The sequence below is a fragment of the Sphingobacterium sp. WOUb80 genome (assembly GCF_050058145.1).
GTDB lineage: Bacteria > Bacteroidota > Bacteroidia > Sphingobacteriales > Sphingobacteriaceae > Sphingobacterium.
In genome coordinates this window covers 3,328,228-3,349,595 of sequence record NZ_CP165617.1, presented here as the reverse complement: position 1 = coordinate 3,349,595, position 21,368 = coordinate 3,328,228, and the positions used below count along the sequence as shown (strand labels likewise).

Annotated in this window: 24 protein-coding genes and 1 pseudogene; 10 read left to right on the top strand and 15 right to left on the bottom strand. The window is 38.1% G+C overall.

The window, feature by feature from the left end:
• Positions 1–70 precede the first annotated feature (70 nt).
• Positions 71–502, top strand: a complete 432-nt coding sequence (locus tag AB1Z56_RS14065) for a hypothetical protein (RefSeq protein WP_426789411.1) — start codon at positions 71–73, stop codon at positions 500–502.
• Positions 503–540: 38 nt separating this feature from the next.
• On the opposite strand, the gene AB1Z56_RS14060 is transcribed toward AB1Z56_RS14065, so the two are convergent.
• Positions 541–1,389, bottom strand: a complete 849-nt coding sequence (locus AB1Z56_RS14060; protein WP_426789410.1) for an NAD-dependent epimerase/dehydratase family protein — start codon at positions 1,387–1,389, stop codon at positions 541–543.
• A gap of 330 nt (positions 1,390–1,719) precedes the next feature.
• On the opposite strand from AB1Z56_RS14060, the gene AB1Z56_RS14055 reads away from it, so the two are divergent.
• Together AB1Z56_RS14055 and AB1Z56_RS14050 are read left to right on the top strand one after the other, a co-directional pair.
• The gene (locus tag AB1Z56_RS14055) at positions 1,720–2,931 is read left to right on the top strand and encodes an enolase C-terminal domain-like protein (RefSeq protein ID WP_426789409.1); all 1,212 of its coding nucleotides are present in this window, start codon (positions 1,720–1,722) and stop codon (positions 2,929–2,931) included.
• 204 nt (positions 2,932–3,135) lie between these two features.
• Entirely contained in the window at positions 3,136–3,516 is a 381-nt protein-coding gene (locus AB1Z56_RS14050) for a YidH family protein (RefSeq protein ID WP_426789408.1), read from the top strand.
• Positions 3,517–3,576: 60 nt separating this feature from the next.
• Here the strand turns inward: AB1Z56_RS14050 and arsB are convergent, their stop codons facing one another.
• From arsB to AB1Z56_RS14020, 6 genes and pseudogenes are all read right to left on the bottom strand, one after another.
• Complete coding sequence (gene arsB / locus AB1Z56_RS14045; protein ID WP_426789407.1) at positions 3,577–4,614, bottom strand: ACR3 family arsenite efflux transporter; 1,038 nt, start codon at positions 4,612–4,614, stop codon at positions 3,577–3,579.
• Positions 4,615–4,617: 3 nt separating this feature from the next.
• Entirely contained in the window at positions 4,618–5,232 is a 615-nt protein-coding gene (locus tag AB1Z56_RS14040; RefSeq protein WP_426789406.1) for a protein-tyrosine-phosphatase, read from the bottom strand.
• Positions 5,233–5,243: 11 nt separating this feature from the next.
• A pseudogene (locus AB1Z56_RS14035) lies at positions 5,244–5,707 on the bottom strand (DUF6428 family protein).
• A gap of 74 nt (positions 5,708–5,781) precedes the next feature.
• Positions 5,782–6,111, bottom strand: coding sequence for an ArsR/SmtB family transcription factor (locus AB1Z56_RS14030; RefSeq protein WP_293897620.1), 330 nt, complete (start codon positions 6,109–6,111; stop codon positions 5,782–5,784).
• 286 nt (positions 6,112–6,397) lie between these two features.
• Positions 6,398–7,468: a DKNYY domain-containing protein gene (locus tag AB1Z56_RS14025; RefSeq protein ID WP_426789405.1), complete on the bottom strand. Its 1,071-nt coding sequence runs from the start codon at positions 7,466–7,468 to the stop codon at positions 6,398–6,400.
• 35 nt (positions 7,469–7,503) lie between these two features.
• Entirely contained in the window at positions 7,504–7,881 is a 378-nt protein-coding gene (locus AB1Z56_RS14020) for a nuclear transport factor 2 family protein (protein ID WP_309362656.1), read from the bottom strand.
• Positions 7,882–8,745: 864 nt separating this feature from the next.
• On the opposite strand from AB1Z56_RS14020, the gene AB1Z56_RS14015 reads away from it, so the two are divergent.
• The 4 genes from AB1Z56_RS14015 (at position 8,746) to AB1Z56_RS14000 (ending at position 12,258) form a co-directional block, all read left to right on the top strand.
• Positions 8,746–9,588, top strand: a complete 843-nt coding sequence (locus tag AB1Z56_RS14015) for a helix-turn-helix transcriptional regulator (RefSeq protein ID WP_309362657.1) — start codon at positions 8,746–8,748, stop codon at positions 9,586–9,588.
• 399 nt (positions 9,589–9,987) lie between these two features.
• Positions 9,988–10,149, top strand: coding sequence for a hypothetical protein (locus AB1Z56_RS14010; RefSeq protein ID WP_309362658.1), 162 nt, complete (start codon positions 9,988–9,990; stop codon positions 10,147–10,149).
• Positions 10,150–10,181: 32 nt separating this feature from the next.
• A complete protein-coding gene (locus AB1Z56_RS14005) occupies positions 10,182–11,846 on the top strand; it encodes a hypothetical protein (RefSeq protein ID WP_309362659.1) in 1,665 nt (554 codons plus the stop codon).
• Between the two features lie 241 nt (positions 11,847–12,087).
• Positions 12,088–12,258 carry a hypothetical protein gene (locus AB1Z56_RS14000; RefSeq protein WP_426789404.1) on the top strand — a complete coding sequence of 57 codons (171 nt, stop codon included), beginning with the start codon at positions 12,088–12,090 and terminating at the stop codon, positions 12,256–12,258.
• A 59-nt stretch (positions 12,259–12,317) separates the two neighbouring features.
• Here the strand turns inward: AB1Z56_RS14000 and AB1Z56_RS13995 are convergent, their stop codons facing one another.
• Genes AB1Z56_RS13995 through AB1Z56_RS13985 form a run of 3 tightly spaced genes read right to left on the bottom strand, consistent with a single transcriptional unit; the run spans position 12,318 to position 13,835 of the window.
• Positions 12,318–13,220, bottom strand: coding sequence for a 3-keto-disaccharide hydrolase (locus tag AB1Z56_RS13995; protein WP_309362661.1), 903 nt, complete (start codon positions 13,218–13,220; stop codon positions 12,318–12,320).
• A 40-nt stretch (positions 13,221–13,260) separates the two neighbouring features.
• The gene (locus tag AB1Z56_RS13990; RefSeq protein WP_309362662.1) at positions 13,261–13,626 is read right to left on the bottom strand and encodes a VOC family protein; all 366 of its coding nucleotides are present in this window, start codon (positions 13,624–13,626) and stop codon (positions 13,261–13,263) included.
• Positions 13,627–13,631: 5 nt separating this feature from the next.
• Entirely contained in the window at positions 13,632–13,835 is a 204-nt protein-coding gene (locus AB1Z56_RS13985; protein ID WP_309362663.1) for a hypothetical protein, read from the bottom strand.
• A gap of 194 nt (positions 13,836–14,029) precedes the next feature.
• On the opposite strand from AB1Z56_RS13985, the gene AB1Z56_RS13980 reads away from it, so the two are divergent.
• On the top strand, positions 14,030–16,048 hold the full coding sequence (locus tag AB1Z56_RS13980) for a hypothetical protein (protein ID WP_426789403.1): 2,019 nt from the start codon (positions 14,030–14,032) through the stop codon (positions 16,046–16,048).
• A 104-nt stretch (positions 16,049–16,152) separates the two neighbouring features.
• Here AB1Z56_RS13980 and AB1Z56_RS13975 read toward each other — a convergent pair whose 3' ends face one another.
• Together AB1Z56_RS13975 and AB1Z56_RS13970 are read right to left on the bottom strand one after the other, a co-directional pair.
• Positions 16,153–16,419, bottom strand: a complete 267-nt coding sequence (locus AB1Z56_RS13975) for a hypothetical protein (protein ID WP_313264085.1) — start codon at positions 16,417–16,419, stop codon at positions 16,153–16,155.
• 64 nt (positions 16,420–16,483) lie between these two features.
• A complete protein-coding gene (locus tag AB1Z56_RS13970; RefSeq protein WP_426789402.1) occupies positions 16,484–17,389 on the bottom strand; it encodes a diacylglycerol/lipid kinase family protein in 906 nt (301 codons plus the stop codon).
• A gap of 52 nt (positions 17,390–17,441) precedes the next feature.
• Here AB1Z56_RS13970 and surE point away from each other — a divergent pair, with 52 nt between their 5' ends.
• The gene (surE, locus tag AB1Z56_RS13965) at positions 17,442–18,176 is read left to right on the top strand and encodes a 5'/3'-nucleotidase SurE (protein ID WP_309362667.1); all 735 of its coding nucleotides are present in this window, start codon (positions 17,442–17,444) and stop codon (positions 18,174–18,176) included.
• 117 nt (positions 18,177–18,293) lie between these two features.
• Positions 18,294–19,313, top strand: coding sequence for an aldo/keto reductase (locus tag AB1Z56_RS13960; protein ID WP_426789401.1), 1,020 nt, complete (start codon positions 18,294–18,296; stop codon positions 19,311–19,313).
• Between the two features lie 100 nt (positions 19,314–19,413).
• On the opposite strand, the gene AB1Z56_RS13955 is transcribed toward AB1Z56_RS13960, so the two are convergent.
• The 3 genes from AB1Z56_RS13955 to AB1Z56_RS13945 form a co-directional block, all read right to left on the bottom strand.
• On the bottom strand, positions 19,414–20,604 hold the full coding sequence (locus tag AB1Z56_RS13955) for a histidine kinase dimerization/phospho-acceptor domain-containing protein (protein WP_426789400.1): 1,191 nt from the start codon (positions 20,602–20,604) through the stop codon (positions 19,414–19,416).
• A 40-nt stretch (positions 20,605–20,644) separates the two neighbouring features.
• Positions 20,645–20,824: a lmo0937 family membrane protein gene (locus tag AB1Z56_RS13950; RefSeq protein ID WP_309362670.1), complete on the bottom strand. Its 180-nt coding sequence runs from the start codon at positions 20,822–20,824 to the stop codon at positions 20,645–20,647.
• A 173-nt stretch (positions 20,825–20,997) separates the two neighbouring features.
• Positions 20,998–21,321: a cupin domain-containing protein gene (locus AB1Z56_RS13945; protein WP_309362671.1), complete on the bottom strand. Its 324-nt coding sequence runs from the start codon at positions 21,319–21,321 to the stop codon at positions 20,998–21,000.
• Positions 21,322–21,368 lie beyond the last annotated feature (47 nt).

Here is a 21,368-nt window from a genome sequence, read left to right as displayed (position 1 = left end):
ATTATCTGATGCGATAGATTACTCTACTTTTGGCTATTTTGGTGTATAAAATCAATTTTTTAAAACTGGTATGAAAATTAACTTATCAAAACACACACTCATCTTTTATAGCATTTTGGCTCCCTTTATTATTTTTGGATCAATCTATAATCTTCTGGGAATTATCTCTGGTACAAGTACGGTTATTTCTTTTGGAGCATTCGCGCTCTTTGGTTTTGTGCTTCTGCCCGCCTTACTTGTTTCCACCTATCGGCAAAATCGCTGTACAATATCGGATGACCGAATAAGTATTGGAAAAAAAGATTATGTTTTCAACAGTTATGCTGTGTCTATTGTTGAGAAGTATTTGCCGATAAAGGAAAGACCGCTGTTTTCCTTATTTAGAAAACAGTATGCCAATTTAATTATTCGGGAAAAATCAGGCGGACAAATAGTGCTCAATAAAGATTTAGATATTTCCGTGGTGACTATAAAAAAAATGAAGGAATTTTTGGCGGTATAGATTTATGGCTTTAAAAGCTGATATATCAGCCTATTGGTTTATGGAAGCTGATCGAGCAGAAATTCGAAACTATACTGAGGAGTGTAACCAAGTAATTGCATTGCTTTATCACTTCGGTAGACTCTATCTATCGATGTTGGAAAACTCCAGCCTCTCTGTCGGTATATTTCAAGGGCATTTGGAATACGCTTAGCGATGATATGGGAAGGGTTAGATTTTAGCTCAATTAAATCCTCAATTTCAAAAGGCGAACCGCTAGAAACATTAAAAATCTGAAACGACGTAAAGTTGGTCTCAACACCTAGTCGAAGAGCCTCAGCTCCATCTCTTTCATCTAATCCCCGATACAAACGATGATTTAGCATAAGGTTATCGGGCTCTGGAAGAAATCGGCCAACGCGATAGACGCTGGTCATGAGCTGTTCTTTTTCGAAAAAGTCTCTACAGAGCTCTTCACAAGCCTGTTTGGTAATATCATAAATATCACGGGGTTGGGCTATAAGTTCCTCTGTAACCCACACCGCTTTTTCCGCATCAACAAGTGCATTGCCATATATGGAGGTTGTAGAGGTAAAAAGAAAACGCTTTATTCCGTTCTTTATACAGGCATTTAACAGATTTAATGTTCCTGTTATATTGGTATCTATAAAACTTTGCCGGCTATAATTCAAATCCATATGTCTACCATGCAGCGCTGCCGTATGGATAATGGCTTCATGCCCACTTGTGAATTCAATAACGGTCTCAGCTCGCTGCACATCTAATAAATGATCAGTGGTATCGCTTGCTAATAAATCAATTCCAGTGACATCATGTCCAGCCCGACGTAGATTCCGTACTGTTACACTACCCAATTTTCCTGAAGATCCTGTTACCAATATGCGCATATAGACAAAATAAAGGAAAATTTAAGATATCGGCATTTATATACAATTTTTTTTGCGGTATTGGTATGAGGTAATAAGGCCACTCAAAGCAGTAAAGATAGTCATAGGGTAATTGTACACGACAGAGACATTTATAAAAGAAATGATACAAATTGTATAGCAATTGATACGCCCTGTCAATAAATACAAACGCGTATGTAGTATCTTTCATATGGATATTTATAAACTAATTATAAAGCTTTGGTGGCTAGTTATGCCTACGCTGGTGTAAAGGAAAAAACTAGAAACAAGTCTATCCTGACGGTTTCGAATAATCAAAATAAATCAACTATGAAAAGAAGAACATTTATTCAAGCGCTGAATTTTGGCATTAGCTCAGCTATGTTGTATAAAGGTTACGCAAATGAAATTTTATTTTCCTCTGATGCTGAACCAGGAAACAAGGTACTGTCCTATCACAAGATAAAAGATATCAGATTTTCTACCGTAAAGATGAATTATCCGAGGCTTGTGGGGAAAAATGCCCGTCTCGACCTACACGGTTATGGACCTGATGTGGAAATATGTGTTATAAGGACAGATCAGGGAGCAATGGGCTGGGCTTCACTTCGCGGCTCTAGGCGTGACGCCGAACAAATTTCGGAAGAATTGATCGGTCAGAAAATATCAGATTTGTTTTCCTCGAAACTCGGTACACTAAAGGATACACATATTCCCTTCGATATAGCTCTTCATGACCTTGCTGGAGTCATTTTAAATAAACCTGTTTACGAAATACTTGGACGCAAAGATCCTTTCATCACAGATTATTATAGTGGCATGATTTATTTCGATGACTTAGAGCCTGCAGATCGGCCTGCGGGAATTGACCGTATACTCGAGGAGTGCCAATACGACTATGGAGTGGGGTACAGGCAATTCAAGTTGAAGATTGGAAGGGGACATAAATGGATGCCTTTTTCCAAAGGAATTCAGCGGGATATAGAGGTTACAAAGGCAGTGGCAGAGGCATTTCCCGACTGCAGAATTTTAGTTGATGGAAATAACGGTTTTACATCAGACCAATTTATTCAGTATTTAAAAGGTATCCCAATGGTAAATCTCTTTTGGATAGAAGAACCTTTTCATGAAACGGTGATGGATTATCAAAAGCTTAGAGACTTTTTAAAATCGGAAGGCATAAATACTTTGCTGGCGGATGGCGAAGCAGATCCTGATCAGAACTTGCTGAGAACCTTATTTGAAAAGAAACTGCTGGATGTTCACCTTACGGATATTGAAGGCCTAGGATTTACGAATTGGAGGAACTTAATGCCAAAGTTAATACAACTCGGGGCGCAAGCATCTCCACATGCCTGGGGATCGCTTCTCAAGAGCTTCTATACAGCGCATTTAGCCGGAGGGCTCGGGAATACCGTAACCATTGAAGGAGTTACAAGTACATCTGATGATGTGGATTTGTCGGGATATCATGTCAAAGATGGGAAACTTATTCCTTCCTCCTCTGCAGGGTTCGGTATGCCATTGCTAAAAAAGATTTGAAAGATAAAACTATTGAAATATTATTCAAACTTTTCAACGTTCTGCAACGTTTATTGAGGAACAAACAAAAAGATTTCTTAACCTTAAAAAGATCGCTAACCTGTGAACGAAATGTACTAAAGCGTAGTCACAGTTGTAAAACTTTTTTAAGGCCAGTGAATACATTTTTGTAATTCTTTTAATGTTGATCAAATTTTATTTCGAATGTCTAATCATGCTCCACAAAAGGTAAATGACCATCTTGCGAATGAACGAACTTTCCTAGCTTGGATCCGGACAAGTCTAGGGATTATGGGCTTCGGTTTTGTGGTTGTTAAATTTTCACTATTTATTCGTCAGATTGAACTTATCTTAAAAAAAGATGTAGTTGCAGGTTCACAGCACGAACATTCTGGTGCTGTTGGCGTTTCCATTGTGGTCATTGGTGCTTTGACGGTTATTGTCGCTTTCTTTAAATATCGTAAAACGAACAAACAAATCGAAGAAGAGAACTTCGCTCAAACTTCAAATAGCATCACCATTGTGGCCGTATTAATTTTTGTCATAGGTATTATTCTGAGTTGGTATCTTATCGATGGTCTTTAAGGAATAAAATAGCTAATCTATCAAAGGAACCCAGACTAATTTAAAATGGAATCTTTTATCTTATCTATACAAGTTATACTTGCCTTTTAACCATAAACTTGCCCTGACCAAAAGTATTAATACCGGCACCTCAACCAGTGGCCCGATGACGCCAACAAAAGCTTGTGGAGAATGTATGCCGAACAGGGCAATTGAAACCGCTATTGCGAGTTCAAAATTGTTTCCTGTGGCCGTGAAAGCTATCGCTACATTTTTGTTATAGGGAACTTTTAACGATTTGTTCATGAGGAAGCTCACAAAGAACATGATCACAAAGTAGACAACCAATGGAATAGCAATTTTTAGTACATCCAATGGTAATTTCATTATTTTGTCTCCTTTTAAGCTGAACATCAAAATAATCGTAAATAGCAGGGCATATAAAGTAAGCGGTGAGATTGCGGGTACAAACTTTCTGTTATACCACTCCAGCCCCTTGGTGTGTACAAGCAATTTTCTGCTTAAATATCCTGCTAGAAAAGGAATTCCTAGATATATCAAGACACTTTCCGTAACGTCTCCAATAGACACCTGTACATTGAAATTTGCTAAGCCTAATTTGTTTGGAAGGATGTTAATAAACAGCCAGACTAAGAAACTATAGGTGAATACCTGAAAAATTGAATTTAATGCAATCAATAACGCTGCATATTCGCGATTGCCATTGGCGAGATCATTCCAAACAATCACCATTGCTATGCACCGAGCTAGTCCGATCAGAATTAGGCCTACCATATAATCCGGCTCATGTCTTAAAAAGACGATAGCTAAAATAAACATCAGGATAGGCCCGACGATCCAGTTTAAAAACAGAGAAATCGTGATGATCTTTTTATCTTTAAAAGCAACTGGTAGTAGTGAATAGTCTACCTTCGCCAAAGGGGGATACATCATTAAGATTAAGCCTATCGCCAGGGGAATGTTGGTTGTCCCGACGCTCAAGCTGTCTGTCAGTGAGGATATATGCGGAAACACTACCCCTAATGCGATTCCTGCGGCCATAGCCAAAAAGATCCAAAGCGTAAGATAGCTGTCTAAAAATTTTAATTTCGATTTCATTCGCTATTTTTTAATCATTGAAAAGATGTAAAGCATCTCTAGGGCAATCTCTTCACTGCGCTGCTTATATGTTTCATCTTGCCGTGCTGTACCATCTGATAACTTTGGGTCCTCGTAAGTGATTGGTATTCTGATTGCAGCACCGGACACGAACGGGCAGCCCTGAGCAGCATTGCTGCATGTCATTATTGCTGCGAAATTTGAAGCTGGATTAAAAGTTGAATCATAATGCTTTGAAAATCCTATGATAGGTGGTGAATTCTGATCATATTTGATTGCGTATATCGGATTTTGCGAATCAGCTATCTTAATAATAGAAAACCCTTGTGCCGTTAATGTCTCCACAACTTTTGGAAATAACGCTGTTTCTTCGGTTCCCCCCGAATAGCAGCAGACCTTTGGAACATCATAATATGCAGCGGCTACCTGTGCCCAAATTTGGGATAAATGACTCCGGCGCGAATTGTGTGTACATATAAAATTGAGTGCTATAGGGGTACTCCTTTCCACTTGTACTTGAATATAGTCTACAAGTGGTTTTAATACCTCGGCTCTGCTTTCGGAGATTTTAGCAGTTGATAAAATCTCCGAAATTGTATTTTCCAGTTTTGTGTACATAATCTGATAATTTAGCAGCATCCTGAATTCGGAGGCAACAAGAGGATTGGATTGTGCCTAATTTAATCGTTGGTTTCTCAGCGGGAATACCGCAAGCATCAGTAGCCAAACAAGCCGTTTTTTTATTCTTCAGTACAAAAGTTTTTCCGTTAAAATCGAGATCATATTTACCGATCGTTTCAGATTGATATTCAACTTCGATTTCCGAATCCGCTATTCCCAACTTACTCTCTGATAGCTTGATGATATTTAATAATTTTTGAGGTTTCAGCCTATGTTCGTAATCATCGGCATTCCAGAGTTGGAAATTCACTACTGTTTCTTTTCTGATTGTACCACCACAGTCGATAAAATTCTTGAATACCTGTCCAATTTCAGTTACATGAAAGTGTTCGGGAACGAAGGTTCCGTCTTCCAATTGAAATTCAACGTTTTCTAAGGATGTTAGAAGTTCTTTGATTGCTGATAATTTCATAAGATGTTTTTTTAGATTCTGTTTTTAATATTGTTATATCGCTATATTACGATTATATGATACAAAAAAATGTGCTAGCAACATTTTTTGACTTTCGTTTCTTGATTAAAAAACTTCTCCAGTTCAGTCTTTATACTATCCCATATCCTATCGTCGATACAATAGCAGACAGATTTTCCTTCGATAGTTCCCTGTATGATGCCGATATTTTTCAGTTCCTTCAAATGCTGGGAGATGGTTGCCTGAGCGAGGCCTAGCTCTTCAACCAGATCATTGCAAATACAGGCTTTTTGATTGATGATATACTGGAGAATCGCTACGCGGGCGGGGTGTCCCAAAACTTTAAACAAAATGGCAAGCCGATTTTGCTCTTCTGTAAATATTTCTGTTTTAGTAAGTCCCATGTTTATGATTTTAATATCGCAATATTACGATATATATTTTTTGTTTCAAAATTTAATATATAAAAAGCCAGCGCTCGCCTTTATTGTCTTCTTCCTCATCTGTATCAATTTTAGGGTTTAGACCTAGTTACCGCTGGAATGGTTAACTAATTAGATTCAAATTTGTCTTTTATCGGTTATTACAATATTGACAACATATAGTATTGCTGTGCAGCACTGCGCTAGTGTGTTGATAGCAAATTTGTGAGTAATGAGGCAACAGAAAAAGTATATTGCAAATGGAGGGTTATAGTTTATTTCCAGTGATCGCACTGAATTTGTTACCCAGTTTGTCTTTATAAAAATCACCTTCCTTCTTAAAGCTTTTTGCATCTACTCCCTCAAGCCGCTGTTTTTGATAAAACACATTTTTTATGTCTTTTCCAAAATCATGGCCTATAGTTATAAAAGTTTTTAGATCTGCACCTGGGATTATTTCCTGATTATAGTACACATGACTCCTGTCTTTTGAATAGGAGTTACTCCCATAGCTATCGTTTTTCTCATCTATCGGAAATAACGCAAAGGAGGGGGCGTCAACATGCTCATATTTGAATTTTTTCCCTCTGAATAATATGGTTTTATTGTCAACATTAATATGGTCCTGATCGAGTACACGAATTGTCTGGATGGTATTAAATGGCATCGTTACCACATCTGATCCCTGCTGAAATGGCGGGTAGTAAATTGTATTGTCAATTCTCATGTAATAATTGTTTATTGCTTCAACTTTTCCGAGGTTAGCAATAACTGCCTTAAAAGCACCGATATTTGGCGAAACATAGACCGAATCTTTATCCTTTAGAAAATAGTCATTGACGAACGAAAAGGTTTTACGGTCAGCCCTTATCATGTCATTACTGTAGAAGTAATGGTCTTTATCACGTGCCCAGTTTATATGATCCTTTACAAGTTCATATGTTTTTGGATCTGCTCCCTCAATAATCTGAAAACCTAGGGCCTGATCGATGTAATAGACGTGAAGACGATCTTTGGGGATCTGACTGTCGACATAGAAGGAATTCTTATCTACTAGTTTTTGAGTCATGCCACGAAAGTAAACAGCGTTTTTGTCCTTGGCTATATCTTCTGACAAAACTTCAAATGATCGTGCATCAGCCTGTATTTGCGAAATGCCCAAGCTAAACCAATTTCCATTCTGACAATAAGCGATCTGTCCTTTCGAATCGATAAAATAGGAGCCTGATTTTTGTTTATCAATCGGTTTGCCAATATTTCGGCAAGAGATACAGAAACAAAGTAGAACATAAACTAAAAAAAAAGTGTATTTTTTCATTTTTCTTGTAATCTCTGACATATTTTTTACTGCATTATCGTTACTTTTCCACCCACTTATTGAGGGAGTTGCATAAAACTTGCGCCAACGACTTTTAGTGTGTTTTCAATGCGTTTCCATACTCTAAAATACCTGAATTTCCCTTCCAGTGGCGTCCCCATTACCTTGCCTTTTGCCGTCATTGTAATCACTGAAATCGCGGTATCTCCAATTATTTTGATCTCGTCAATTTCTGTTGACGCATTTTCAATAATCATTGCTTTTGATCTGTGTGCATTCAGATCCATTTCTTTCGTTAGCATTTGACCATCCGGCGCTACAGCAACGAGATGGTCATACAGGAGGACGTCAAGAGCATCCACATTACTGGCTAGCTGAGCTAGGAAAAGCTGATTCTCTGCTTCTGTAATTTCATCTTTAGTAATTTTGTCCATATCCTGATCTGAGTATTAATGTTCTGTTTTTATGATTATTACTTTAAAAATAATAAATCATTATTGTTCAGTTGCTATTTTAAAAATTCTTTTTGGATATCTCTTAGTTATTCGAACGGCAGCTGTTTGATTATTCCCTGAAAAATTAGAATAATTTACCATCACTTTTCTTAGTTCCTATCTCTTTGATCTGAATCGCACTGTAGTCCAACTATTTTTAGCGTCTATACGCTGTTAATACTATATAAAGAACATAGCTAAAGTTTGAATAGCAGACGATGTACTAGAACTGCATGTACAGGTTCCAATAGAATGTTCTCTGGGGATATAAATTGTAGTTGTTCAGCTACAAAGGTGTAGCGTTATGGCACTATTTCTGTCTTCGAAATTTTAAAATAATACCGGAATTTTATTTAATGGATAACCGAAAATATTTTAATCAATGCTTTTCTAATGGGGAGGGGATAAGGGTGTAATTGAATGTTTTATATTTTGAGTTATGAATTTATTACATATTGTAGTCGATTTGTTGTCGTTTTGGTATGTTTTTGTGGTCAAATTGAAGCCTTTTAACCCTTGATTAAGTTTTGGATTTTTGGCTTATTTGTTAGAGAAAGATTTCAGCCATAAATCGACTGCCAATGAAAGGTGCCTGCCGAAAAATAATACTATATACATCTCCACTTGTCGTTGTACGTCATTTATCGGTCTTTTACATTGATCAGAAGCTTTTTATGCGAATCTAATTAGAAATCAAGAAACATTATAATGAAAGGTCTTAACATGGTAAAGGGTTTATTTTTTAATCAAAAAAATTCTAGAAATATTACAGGGTCAGAATACATTCCGGTATACGCCATAAAGATGAAAAAAAAACTCTTTTATTCGTTGGACAGAACATATTTAGGGAAAGGGTATGTTACCCCTTTATTGAGTGCGACCTATCAATGGAGAACTAAAGGCATCTTGGGGAACTCAACAGAAAATATTCAAGTAAGTCAAAATGGACAGGGAACTGAAATTGTTGAAGTATTAAACACCATTGAAAGGGATCTCAAACATCGGCAATATCACAGTATTTTTTGGGGAAGTATGAGTGTCATTCTGTTTCTTATGATTCTTACGCTGAGTTTCTTCTTCAGAATAAAATATAAAGCACAGGCAGATGAATGTCTAAAACTAAGGGAGCAGAATGAAGATTTAGAAAGTCGTCTAAATGGTGAACTCAACTATCAGAAGGATGACCAGATGAAACTGCTTTCTCAGATACAAATACTGCAATCTCAGAATGAACAGATGCAAAAAGCCGCTTTATTTGACGCATTACAGATTGAACGCAAAAATAAACTACTTGATCACCTGAAGATTGTACTTGTGGAAGCAGATGGGCATGAAAATGCCGGTCTATTTGAACGGATGATAAAAGATGAATTGCGATTTGATGAGGTGACCGGCCAACCGATCCGCGAATTTCAAACCATCAATCCGGATTTTTTCCTGAAACTAAGACTGCTGTCTGAAAATAAGATCACAGCCCTCGAATTAAAGCATTGTGCATATATGTATTTGCAACATAGTACATTGGATATTGCCACTGCATTTCATATTGAACCTAAAAGTGTACGTGTGACAAAATATCGAATAAAACAAAAATTGAAATTAGACAAAGAGATCGATCTCGAGGCTTATTTACAAAGTCTGGTTTAGGTTTAAGGGACGCTGATAGACTGCATTTTAAAAGTCACATTTTTATCTGATTTCTGCGGAAACAATAGCTTGTTTTGGTAAGTGAATTTGTTTAATCTTATTGTTTTATATTTTTCTTTTCAGATTTATCTATTTGTTTTTTAGTGTTTTAATTGTATTTGTGGCGGTAGTTGTGTTTGTGTGTGTCGTTTTTATTGGTTTTAATTAATTGATTACTAGTTTCTTATGTTTTGTGTAGTCAAATTGTAGTCGTTTTTATGGTCAAAATGTAATCGTTGTTTTTAAATAAATATCTTTTATGGTTCATAAGTTTGCGTAAATATTATTGATACTATCGTTTAGATCATATTTTGATTTATTTCAATTAAGTGTCGGTGTGATTAAACCAAATTTTAAAAAATGAAAAAAGAAAAGAAAACCTACGAAGCACCTGCTGTGCATGTGCAAACAATTGAACTGGAACAAGGGATTGCAGCCGGTTCGGGTGGTACTGGAACTCCAAATCCAGGTGTTGGCGATTGGGGAAATGGTTCTGGAGGCGAAGGTAACGGAGATTTGTAAACTAACATCTATTTATTTAAACTAACAATTTTATGAAAATATCACGTTTAAAGCGTTTAAGTTGGACTGTTACTTCTATTGCCCTGTTGTTGGGAAGTACAGTCACATTCTCTGGATGTTCTAAGGAGGATGGTCATGTTGATCAGACTGAAGAAGGAACAAAACTGGATGGGACAAAACTGGTACTCAAAGTATCAGGTATAGATGAGACCCAACAAATAGCCTCTGTCAAAGGCAAAGCCAGTACCAATTCGACCAATTTAAACAGTCCAAAATTGATGGAGTTTCCAGAATTTGATGCATTGATTGAAGTTGATAACAATGTTCCATTTAAGGCCGCCCAATTTACGGCTAAAGCTGGCACAATTTCAGCAACTGGAACACGTGCCGCTGCAATGGATAACGGTATTACTTATCGTTTATTCTTGTTTTCACAGGATGGTAGCCAATTGATATCTTCTACACAATTTACAGCAGGCAGCCAAGGAGCAATTGATGTGACGCAAGGCCAGACTTACAAGTGGGTTGCATTATCTTACAATAATGGCGAAGATATTCCTACGATTAATACAGGCAATACGTTGATAGCACTTCCAGCTGGAAAAGATGTGCTGTATGCTAGCGGTGAAGTTGCTGTCCCAACGGGTGGAGCCAATGTAAACGTACCGATCAACATTCTATTTAAGCATAAATTTGCACGCTTGGCAGTAGAACTCAATTCGATGGGAATGTTTGCTAACATGACGGGAGCCAAGGTAGAAATCGCAGGAATAAAAACCGCAACAATTGATGTCGGTAATGGCACGCTTTCTAACCTTGTTTCAGCAGATCAAGAAATTGCTTTTTCAAGTTTTACAGATATCGACCCTGCTTATCAGGATGCAAAAATTGCTTATGCATATACCGCAGATCCAGCAGCTGTATCTGGTGGAATAAAAGTAAATGTTTCAAATTTAGCATTGAAAATAGATGACAACTCAACACGTCAATTTTCGGCAGCCCCTGCAAACTTTACTTTCAATATTACACCAGTATTGGGAAATAGCCATCGTCTATTGGTCAATCTGTTAGAATCACCTCTGACTGTGGAAGGAGTCAAATGGGCACGGCAAAATATCTACTATCAAGCTGGGCATAATCCATATCGTTTTCACCATACCTATGCACATTCAAACGCTAGAAATACCTACTTTTCATTTAAAGGGCTGGTTCCTGATCGATTTGGAGTCAATAGCGATCCTTGTAATGAAGTTTACCCGAAAGGCGTATGGCGTCAGGCTAGTGAAAATGATTTTCGGAAGCTGACCGGATTTTTAGGAATCGGTGGTAAGAATCCTACCTATGGTACAAGTAATGGAAGAGGTTATTTTGAATACGATGCTAGTGGAACAGCTGCACCGTACCCAAATAACAAGCTTCACTTCAATTTCAATGGAGGCAGTACCTCCTTCGCTGTAGTGAACGGTCTTGTTCAGCTCAACCTGGGCAATTTCGGAACACGTGCTGAAATCTGGACAGGTTCTTCGGGAATTAAAATTGGTGGTCTGCTTGGCTTGGGAGCATGGTATTACCATGGTGAAAAAGGATTGTTTGGGAGTAATAGCGCCGATCTGACAGCAAATCTTCTCAATATATCTGTCATTGGTATTGATTTGATCGAGACACAGATGAAAAATGTCCGTTGTGTAAGAAATTAACATCGCGTTCTTATGATGATTAATTGGCTATTTAATTTGAATTTTGGACTTCTTTTAAATAGCGGTAAAAAGCGACCTGTTTTTACAGGTTGCTTTTTATGCACACAGCTACGTTAATTAAAAACTGGATTACCACAATTCTTTGCCCTTGAGATTGAGGAACATCTTGAAAGTTTCAACCTTGAACTTACTTAACGAAATTTGAAGTTTCTTAATTAACCAATGATAAAAAAACATTGTAATGAATGAAAATAATAAAACTAGATCCCGTTTTACTAAAGAAGTGAAAACTGATGTAGTCAATGCGATCGTTCATGGTGAGTTGTGGCTTGAAGAAGCCATGACAAAATATAATATACAGGATAGGAGAACAGTCATTACCTGGTTAAGAAAATACTTGCGTAACAAATAACCAATAGCTATAATGATAATAGCAAGCTGATACCCATGTAGGCGAAAGTAAAGTTCCGCTTATCTCTTTGGTTTAGGGAGCTCTTTAATCCATATATTCTTAAAGTCTACGGGCTGGCCTTCACTCTGCAACGCGATAAATCCACTGCTCAGTAATTTACCATCGATTTTAATTTGTGGATCATACCCATTCGCTGTGCCGCCCCCAATCTGAGGCTTCGAATATTCCAGTACTGTATCTCCATTAATGATATGTTTGATTAATGAATCGCCTAGTACGATCAGCTCTCCTTTAACCCATTGATCGCCATCATAGGTTTTCGAAGTAGAATTTAAACAATGGGAAGATGCTATTTTTCCTTGGTAAACTACATTGGTCCCAGGAGAACACATATTACCGGTAGGGCGTGGCTGACCATCGCTCAATCCACCTAAAAGCTGCATTTCGACAGAAATAGGCCAATCCTGCTCTTTTAGCATGGTCCTTGGATCTTGCGAATGAAACATAACGCCGCTATTACGGAGCGTATAAGAAGGTGCTCCTTTGTGGAGTTCACCGACAAATCGATATTCAAACTTTAAATGATAATAAGAGAAGGGTGTTTTATAATATAAATGACCAAATTGATCATTAAAATCATCATACTGATCATACCTGACTTTAATAATTCCATCTTCCACTCTAAACGTATTTCCATAGTTTACACCAAAGTCATGATGGTGAATTTTAACAAACCAGTCGTTGATATCCCTTCCGTCAAACAATGATTTCCAGCCGTTATTGTCTCCTTGACCTTTTATTCCCGCACATCCTGTAAAAATAAAACTAGTCGCTAAAATTGAATAGATGATTTTTCGCATTGAGTTGATACCCTGAAAGTTAATATTAAATGACTTTTCAACTTTAACGAGTACGTCGCCAATGTCCTCTGGATCTATATTTTGAAGTTCACAGTCTGTCATTACGTTTATGGAATTAATTAGTTATCTTCTTACTAAGATACTAAAAATGTTCATTCACTTTGGAATAATCCGTTATGCCAAGCTTATTTCCGAAAGGATCATTAAATTCAACCGCTAAACCCGTCATGATTTCAAATGGTTCGCTTAAAAATACGATACCCTTGTTCTTTAAATGTTCATATGCTGTCTTAATATCCGCGACCTTAAACCATATAGCTGGTTTCGCATGTTGTCCTGTACTAAGAATGATAGCCGGTTCATTGTCACCTATCTTGAATGCGGTCATTCCCTTATCCGAAAAGTCGAATTTGGTTTCGAGGCCAAGTTGGTTCCCGTAAAATTCTTTGGCCCTCTCTAGGTCTTCTGCAGGCAAAAAGAAATTGTCGTAATCTAATAGTAAGTTCATAGCTGTTAGGATTTAATTTGTGATAAGTCAATACCAAATGCTGTCAATTGGGATTCCCCAAGTTCAGTGATGTAGAGGTTTTTATCGCTGGGGTCTGCTTTCGCCAGCCAGCCTTTTTTTACCAAAGCCTCCAATAGGAGTTGGCCGAGTTTTCCGCCGATATGTTCGTAACATAATTTTGCAGGCTTCATTTTATCGTTATTTTTCATGTTCATCTTTTATGCTTAGCTTAATTTTTGATTTATAGCTTCTTAGCTGTAAAATTATAGAAATGAAAGTGAATGCCAAATGATCAAAATCATCCATTCTAAGGACTATTTGACGCAACCTGGCGAGTAGCTGTTTTAGATAAAAAAACAAAATCTATCAAAAAATGGTATCTAAAACAGAGGATTTATAATTTATGAAAAAAGAACAGGGTAAAGAGCCCAGGGTAAGAAGCTTGTTTGGACGGTTTAAAAGTCAATTAGCGGACCCTGACTATACAAGCGTTGATTTTTTAGTTTTATTAGTCGATGTCATCCGTCCAAAACGTATCAATTTACTTTATCAGGTCGATATTCAATTTTTACTGGACTATCTCCACGCCGCACCCGCGGACCTGGAAGACTTTCAGCTTTATCTCAAAAGAATCCTGGTTGGTAAAGATTTTGATCAGTTGATTTCTGATACCGGTATTATTAGTTATGCAGACTTTTTTTATGAGCTTAAAAAAAGAATCACCGAGCGGTACTTGCCTTTTCAGCCACCCAAGTCTACTTTGCAGTATCTGTTAAATCAGGTTTTTTACAAACCTAGTGATGCTGACTGGGTTGCTGCGGTCCCGCAGGATCAATTCGATGAACTGTTTCACATATGTAAATTTGAAACGATTTATGATGATGAAACTGGTTTTGGAATGATCGAAATATTGTATGGGTTGGAACTGTTGGTTCAACGCATTACAGGTCGTGCAATGGAAACAGATGTAAACAAGATGGTGCCCGAGTTTCAAAATTTTGATAGTCCATTTATTGCTATTATGCGAGAGTTTACCGAATTGAATGATCGTATTTTACAGTCGGATAATAAGTTTATTTCTTCGGATGACCTGTCTTATAAACAAATTTGGGTACTTCATAAACAATGCGAATCGTATATTGAAACGGCCTTTGACAATTCACATCGTTTTGGAATTTCCATAAAAGTCAATCAATCCCTTTTGCGCATGCGGCAGCAGCTCGAAAGGATCAGGGAAATCTTGCCCTTTTTAGTGATCGACGATCCAGATGAAAAGGAACAAAAGACGATCGCACTGGCAAAGACGCTTATTGGTTACAATTCAAGGAAAAGCAATATTCGCAAATTGGCAGGACAGAGTACACAGCTTTTGGCCTATGAGATTACACATCATACTGCACAGACTGGGGAGCATTATATTACCTCAAGCAGACAGGAGTATTGGAAAATGTTCCGTTCAGCCTGTGGCGGAGGTCTCATTGTAGGAGTAATGTGTATCATTAAATTATTGTTGGGTAAGATACATACCAGTGAATTTGGTCATGCATTTTTATATAGTCTGAATTATGCCATTGGCTTTACATTAATTTATCTATTTGGTGCAACTTTGGCAACCAAACAGCCTGCCATGACAGCATCTGCATTGGTCAACGCGATTGAGCAGGGGGCTTCAGAGCAGGGGAGTAATAAACATCGTTATTGGATATTTGCTGAATTGTTTGCACGGTTATTTCGTTCACAGTTCATTGCTTTTGTTGGTAACGTTGCGATGGCCTTTCCGATGAGCCTTTTTCTTGTTTGGGCTATTCAACAGTTGTTTCAGGTCAATATTGCGAGTGCCAAGTGGCTGCATTTGGTGAATGACCTCAATCCAATAAAGACACCTGTGGTCTTGCATGCTTCCATTGCCGGTGTTTTTTTATTTCTTTCCGGAATTATTGCTGGCAGTATTTCAAATCGGGACAAGCATAACTCCGTATATTATCGCATTCAGGAGCATCCCATGTTGAAAAAGATATTTGGACAGGCAAAAACAAACAAAATAGCTTCATTTTATGAAAAAAAATGGGCGGGTATTGTATCCAATGTGTGGTTTGGAATCTTTATGGGCACAACAGCTTCCATCGGACTTTTTTTAGGTTTAAATCTGGATATAAGGCATATTACCTTTGCAAGCGGAAATTTGGCATTGGGTCTGTTTGGACATGGGATGGAGCTGTCTACTGACATATGGGTATGGGGTATTTTAGGGATAGGAATTATAGGATTCTTTAATTTTATGGTCAGCTTCTCCTTATCCTTGATGTTAGCCTTTCGCTCGCGAAACCTATCGTCGAAAGAATTGATTAAAATGGGAAAGGCAGTTTGGATCTATTTCAAGATAAATCCAAAATTGTTTTTCTTCCCGCCTCGAAAAAATTAAGGGATTCAATGCCATGCCTAACTACTACTGCTCCTAGCTATCTCTGTTTGACGACTTGCAGGTGTGCGCCTGGAGTATCCGGATAGCAGATAATTTAATGGTCCCTAAACATTGATATCACCAGAAAGATTGGGTTTATCTTCATCGTCCTTTTCTTTCTGTTCGGTTTGCGCTTGCTCTCTGTTATGAGTTCGATCGTCTTTGATACCGGATAAATTAGTGTTTGGATCATCATCTTTTTTGGAAGTATCCTCTTGCTTAGCACCGGATAAGTCTGGACTCGGTTCTCGCGGATCCGGATTTGGGATAGCTGCCATGAGAAATATAAGTATGCCTAGATGCCTGTTATTTTTGTTTTTCGATCTATCCATTTGATTGATTTTTTATTAGAGAACATCTTTTGTGTGTGTATCGTTTAGAGAAATTAGATCTTATTTATTTTCCAGCGACAATTTCAACCAGGCTTTCAAGCATGGTAAGCTTAAGCTGTTGGCCGAGATAGCTCATGCGCTCATCATCAATATGTATTTCCTTGCCTTCCCATTCTATTGCTAATGCACTGGCTCGGATGGGACTTATTTTAAATTCTATATCCGTTCCATTCAATAGTCCATCGATATAGTCTATGAGTTCCTGGCGCTGATCGGCAGTCACGATGATGATATCAAATTGTCCATCTCCGGGATCAGCATTGGCAGCGAGCACTAGCCGCGGCCCCATGCTCGGGATATTCATGACCTCAACGAGAATGCATTCTTTTTCAAAACTGCCTCCAGCTACAGTAAGTTTTAGTTTCTTAGCTGGAAATGCTGCTGCCAATTTGCGGAGCTGCCTTAATGCAGTTTTGATTTCATCTTCCACGCTAAGGTGCTCCGTATTTTTTTTATCCATTTTCTTCATCAGCAATGGAAATACACCAAAACCGATTGATTCAATAAAATACAAGGGTTTCCTTTCTATTCCTGTAACCATTCCTACATCGAATTTTTTAAGTAGGCAATTTCTCCAAAGGCCAATTGCTTTTTCACAGTCTAGGGGAATACCGAGAGAAATAGCAATATTGTTTGCCGTGCCTTGGGGCAAAATGGCGATTGGCCTTTTAAATCTTAACTTTTTTTCCAATAAGGCCATCACAGTCATTCTTATGGTACCGTCACCACCTGCTAGGGCAATAATATCGGTCTGTGGATCGATCTTTTTGACTGCATCCTTTTTTGTTACTACCTTGCATTGGTGGCCGAGATCTTCAATCAATTGACATACTTCGTCCTTATCTCCATTAGTGTCATCCCCAGCGGCCGGGTTATGTACTAACCGTATGTTTTTGCCATGTTCTTTCATAACATCTGAACAAAGGATGCTCGAGATTGGTTTTCATAGAAAAGGTACAGTTATGAATATACTTATTACCAATGACGATGGCATCTATTCACCGGGGATTGCGGCACTAGCGAAGACAGCGAAAGAGTTTGGAACAGTTAAGATTGTTGCCCCCGATGTTGAGCAGTCGTCTATGGGGCATGCCATTACTCATTCCCGGCCCCTAAGCTACCGGCGTGCACCGATTACTTTTGATGATATTGAAGCTTTTAGGGTAAATGGCACACCCGCAGATTGTGTAGCCTTGGGCTTATATATGTTTCCAAATACGCAGGTTGTGCTTTCGGGTATTAACATGGGACCAAATTTGGGTAATTCCATGTGGCACTCTGGAACATTAGCTGCTGCAAAACAGGCGACATTGCTCGGCATTACGGGTATCGCATTGAGCACACCCGTCGGGAAGACGGAACCGGATTTTGAAGGGCTTTCTCGCTGGACAGGGGATGTGCTCAAGCTATTGTTGAACGATAAAGGTCCTGCCCTTTACAATGTGAATTTTCCGCCCAAACCTCGAGCTCTTTCATGGACAAGACAATCTGTACGTTTATATGACGGTAGTGTGGTGCCCGGAGAGGATCCCATGGGAAGAAAAAACTATTGGATTACCGTCGTGCCATTAGAACCTGCTGAAAAAGGCACAGACCGTTGGGCAGTAGAAAACGGGCTAGTGTCTATTACGCCTTTACGTTTGGATCTCACTGCGCATGATGAACTTGCTGCTAGACTTGCGAGCGAACATAAATAATGAAAATAGGAGCAGACAAAAAGAAAAGATTTTTTTATAGAGAGACAAGCACAGGTCAGCATTGCATGGATTGCTGCAATACCTGCTAACTAGTCGAAAACAATATAAAGACATAAAATGACAACAACTGAAAATTTAACACAAAAGAAACGATTTCGTCCAGCCGATAAAGCTGGGTTTGGTGGCGTGGCGTTAGGAAATGGGTTTCAGCACAACGCAGATCTTGAATGCTTACAGGCCGTTGAAGCGGCATGGAATGCAGGGATACGACTGTTTGATACTTCACCTTGGTATGGCTTGGGTATCAGTGAACGTAGAATGGGCTTATTTTTAAAAGATCAATCTAGAGATAGTTTTACGCTATCAACAAAAGTAGGACGATTAATGCTGCCCCATGAAGATTTTAAGATGGAACAATCTTTATGGAAAGGTAAGCTAAATTTCGCCTATAAGTATGATTATAGTGCAGCAGGGGTAAGACGAAGTATAGAAGAGAGCCTGCAGCGCTTGGGATTATCGTCCATTGATGTGGTGTATATTCACGATCTTTCACCCGACAATGGAGATATGAAAGATAGCTATGCATATTATTTTGAGCAAGCTGTAAATGGAGCGATGCCCGAATTGACCAGGATGAGGGAAGAAGGGATTATTAAGGGCTGGGGGCTAGGTGTCAATACCGTAGAGCCTATCTTACAGACATTGGAAGTTGCAGACCCGGATATTTTTCTCTCCGCCTGCCAGTATTCATTGATCAAACATGACGAGGATCTGAACCGAGTTTTTCCAAAAGTTGCTGAAAGAGGGATTTCTATCGTCGTTGGAGCGCCGTTATGTGCGGGTTTTTTATCGGGTAAAGACCGCTATCTTTATGACGGGACATTTCCGGCCGGTGTTAAAGAAAAGCTGAATGCTTTGCAGCGGGTAGCAAAAAATCACGCAGTGGAACTCCGTACAGCAGCTTTGCAGTTTGCTGCTACCCCCGACGAAGTGTCTGGTGTTATACCAGGAGCACATACCGCTGACCAGGCCGTACAAAATGCACATGCCTTCAATGCCAAGGTACCCTCCGACTTCTGGAAAGAGTTAAAGCACGAAAAACTTATTGAAGAACATGCACCAGTACCCAATAAATAACATCGTTGATAGTGGCTAGGGTGCGGTTAACGCACCCATTTTTGTTTAAAACAACATTTAAGCGAGAAATAATTCTATAAAAATGCTAATATGTGCCGTTTTATAGCAGGGGTGCGGTAGAATCTATAGGGATCATTAGATTAAATGTAATTTTATTGTCCTTCAAATTTACCGTTATTTTTCCTTTATGAATTTTTGCTATTTCGTTCGCAATAAATAATCCTAATCCAAGCCCATTGCTGTTGGCTCCTTTTATAAAGGGCTTAAATAGATCTGTAAGATCTGAAGATTGTGGATAGGAGACCTCATTCGTAATACTAAAAATGAAATTTTCTTTTCGAATAAATGCGTTGATTTCTATATTTTGATGTGGATTGCCGTGTTTTATTGCATTACCAATTAAATTGGCAAATGCTCGTCCCATTTTATGATGATCACAAGGTACATCAATGGGAAGATTAATGTTAGCGATTAATGTTCTATTATGCAGTAGTTCAAATTCTGACAGGATTTGTCTAATCAATGAATCCATGCGTTGGTTATCACGAACTCTTATAAATCCATCGTCAAGACGGATACTACTGAAATCTAATACATCATCTATTATTCCCTTCATTCGAAAAGATGCTTCCTCTATTTTCTTTAATAAGCTTTTTTGGTTTTCATCTTTTATATTTCCCTGAAGATATTGTGATATCACTTTTACGATGCTGACTGGATTGTTCAAGTCGTGAGCTAAGGATGATAAAACGAGTTCTCTATTTTTCGAATAATTAAGTTCTTGTTCTAATTTTCTTCTTGTATTTCTGTACTCAATGACTGTTTTAAAATCTATTGCAATTAAATCGCTACAAACTGGGAGCAGTATTTCCAGTTTACTTTGGTCAAAGTTCACTGGTTCCGCATTCATCAAACTCAGGTGTCCTATAATAGCATCTTTTTTATTGATTATCGGATAAGAAATATAACTTTTTAAACCGAATTTCTGAAGAATATCAGTCCATTGACTGACTGAACAAAGATCGCTATCGCCAATATAAATAGGCGAAAGGCCCTTCCGGATTGCCTGATATATTGTAACGTATGTTTCACTGTTTTTAGCGACTATCTTTTGATACTGATAATCATAAACGCACCAGTTTCCCCAGGTCTGCCCATCCTTCTTACGTATTAGGCCGTATCTCATTTTTGTGTGACCACACAAAGCTTCTAAAATTCTTTTACAGGAATTGAAGTCACTTTCCTTAATATGTCTGTCGTACTGTTGATTTGGCCGATGTGGAAATGTCATTTTTTAGCACTGTAAAATTTGTTTACGCATAATATTTGATTTACCGTTTAAATTGCTGCAGTCTGCTACTATACACTGTCTTTATTGCACGAAATATGAGAGCTATAGTTGCAAAAGCTAAAAGAATATGAATAAAATCTTCTGTAATGAACCCGCCCAAAAAAGTAACCGCCCAAATAATCACTATGCTAACAGCTACCGAATATAATAGATCTTCCATGTTAAATATTATTCTTTATTGAAGAACAATGTATAACCGGAATCGTTTAATAATTTTAGAACTTGGTAGGGGAAAACCCCGTCCCCCTTTATCGTGGATATAGATGTTCTCGCCCAAGATATTTAATTTAAGAAACCTATACTATCATAAATGACCTTGTCAGCTGCCTTGATCTATTTTAATTTCTTGTAGTCTTCTCGCACTGGACTAAATATATCAAACAGCTTACAGTCGGTAAGTGCTACTCCGCCGTGTTCCACATCTGATGGGATAACAGCTACCATACCTTTTAAATAAGTTTCAGTTTTACCATCTATAGTTAATTGAAATTCTCCCTCTTCGACCTGAGTGATCTGTTCATGTAAGTGCCGGTGCATGGGCAGCACAGCCCCTTTTTCTACTTCCCAATAGCCTAGTGTTGTATTCTCTGTGTGAATAAATCTAGCTTTGAAACCTTTGATAACTTCGATTGCTAATATTTCGGATACTTTAATCATAGAAAAGTCTAAAGTCAATTATGGATGAATATTTTTGTGTATAAGGC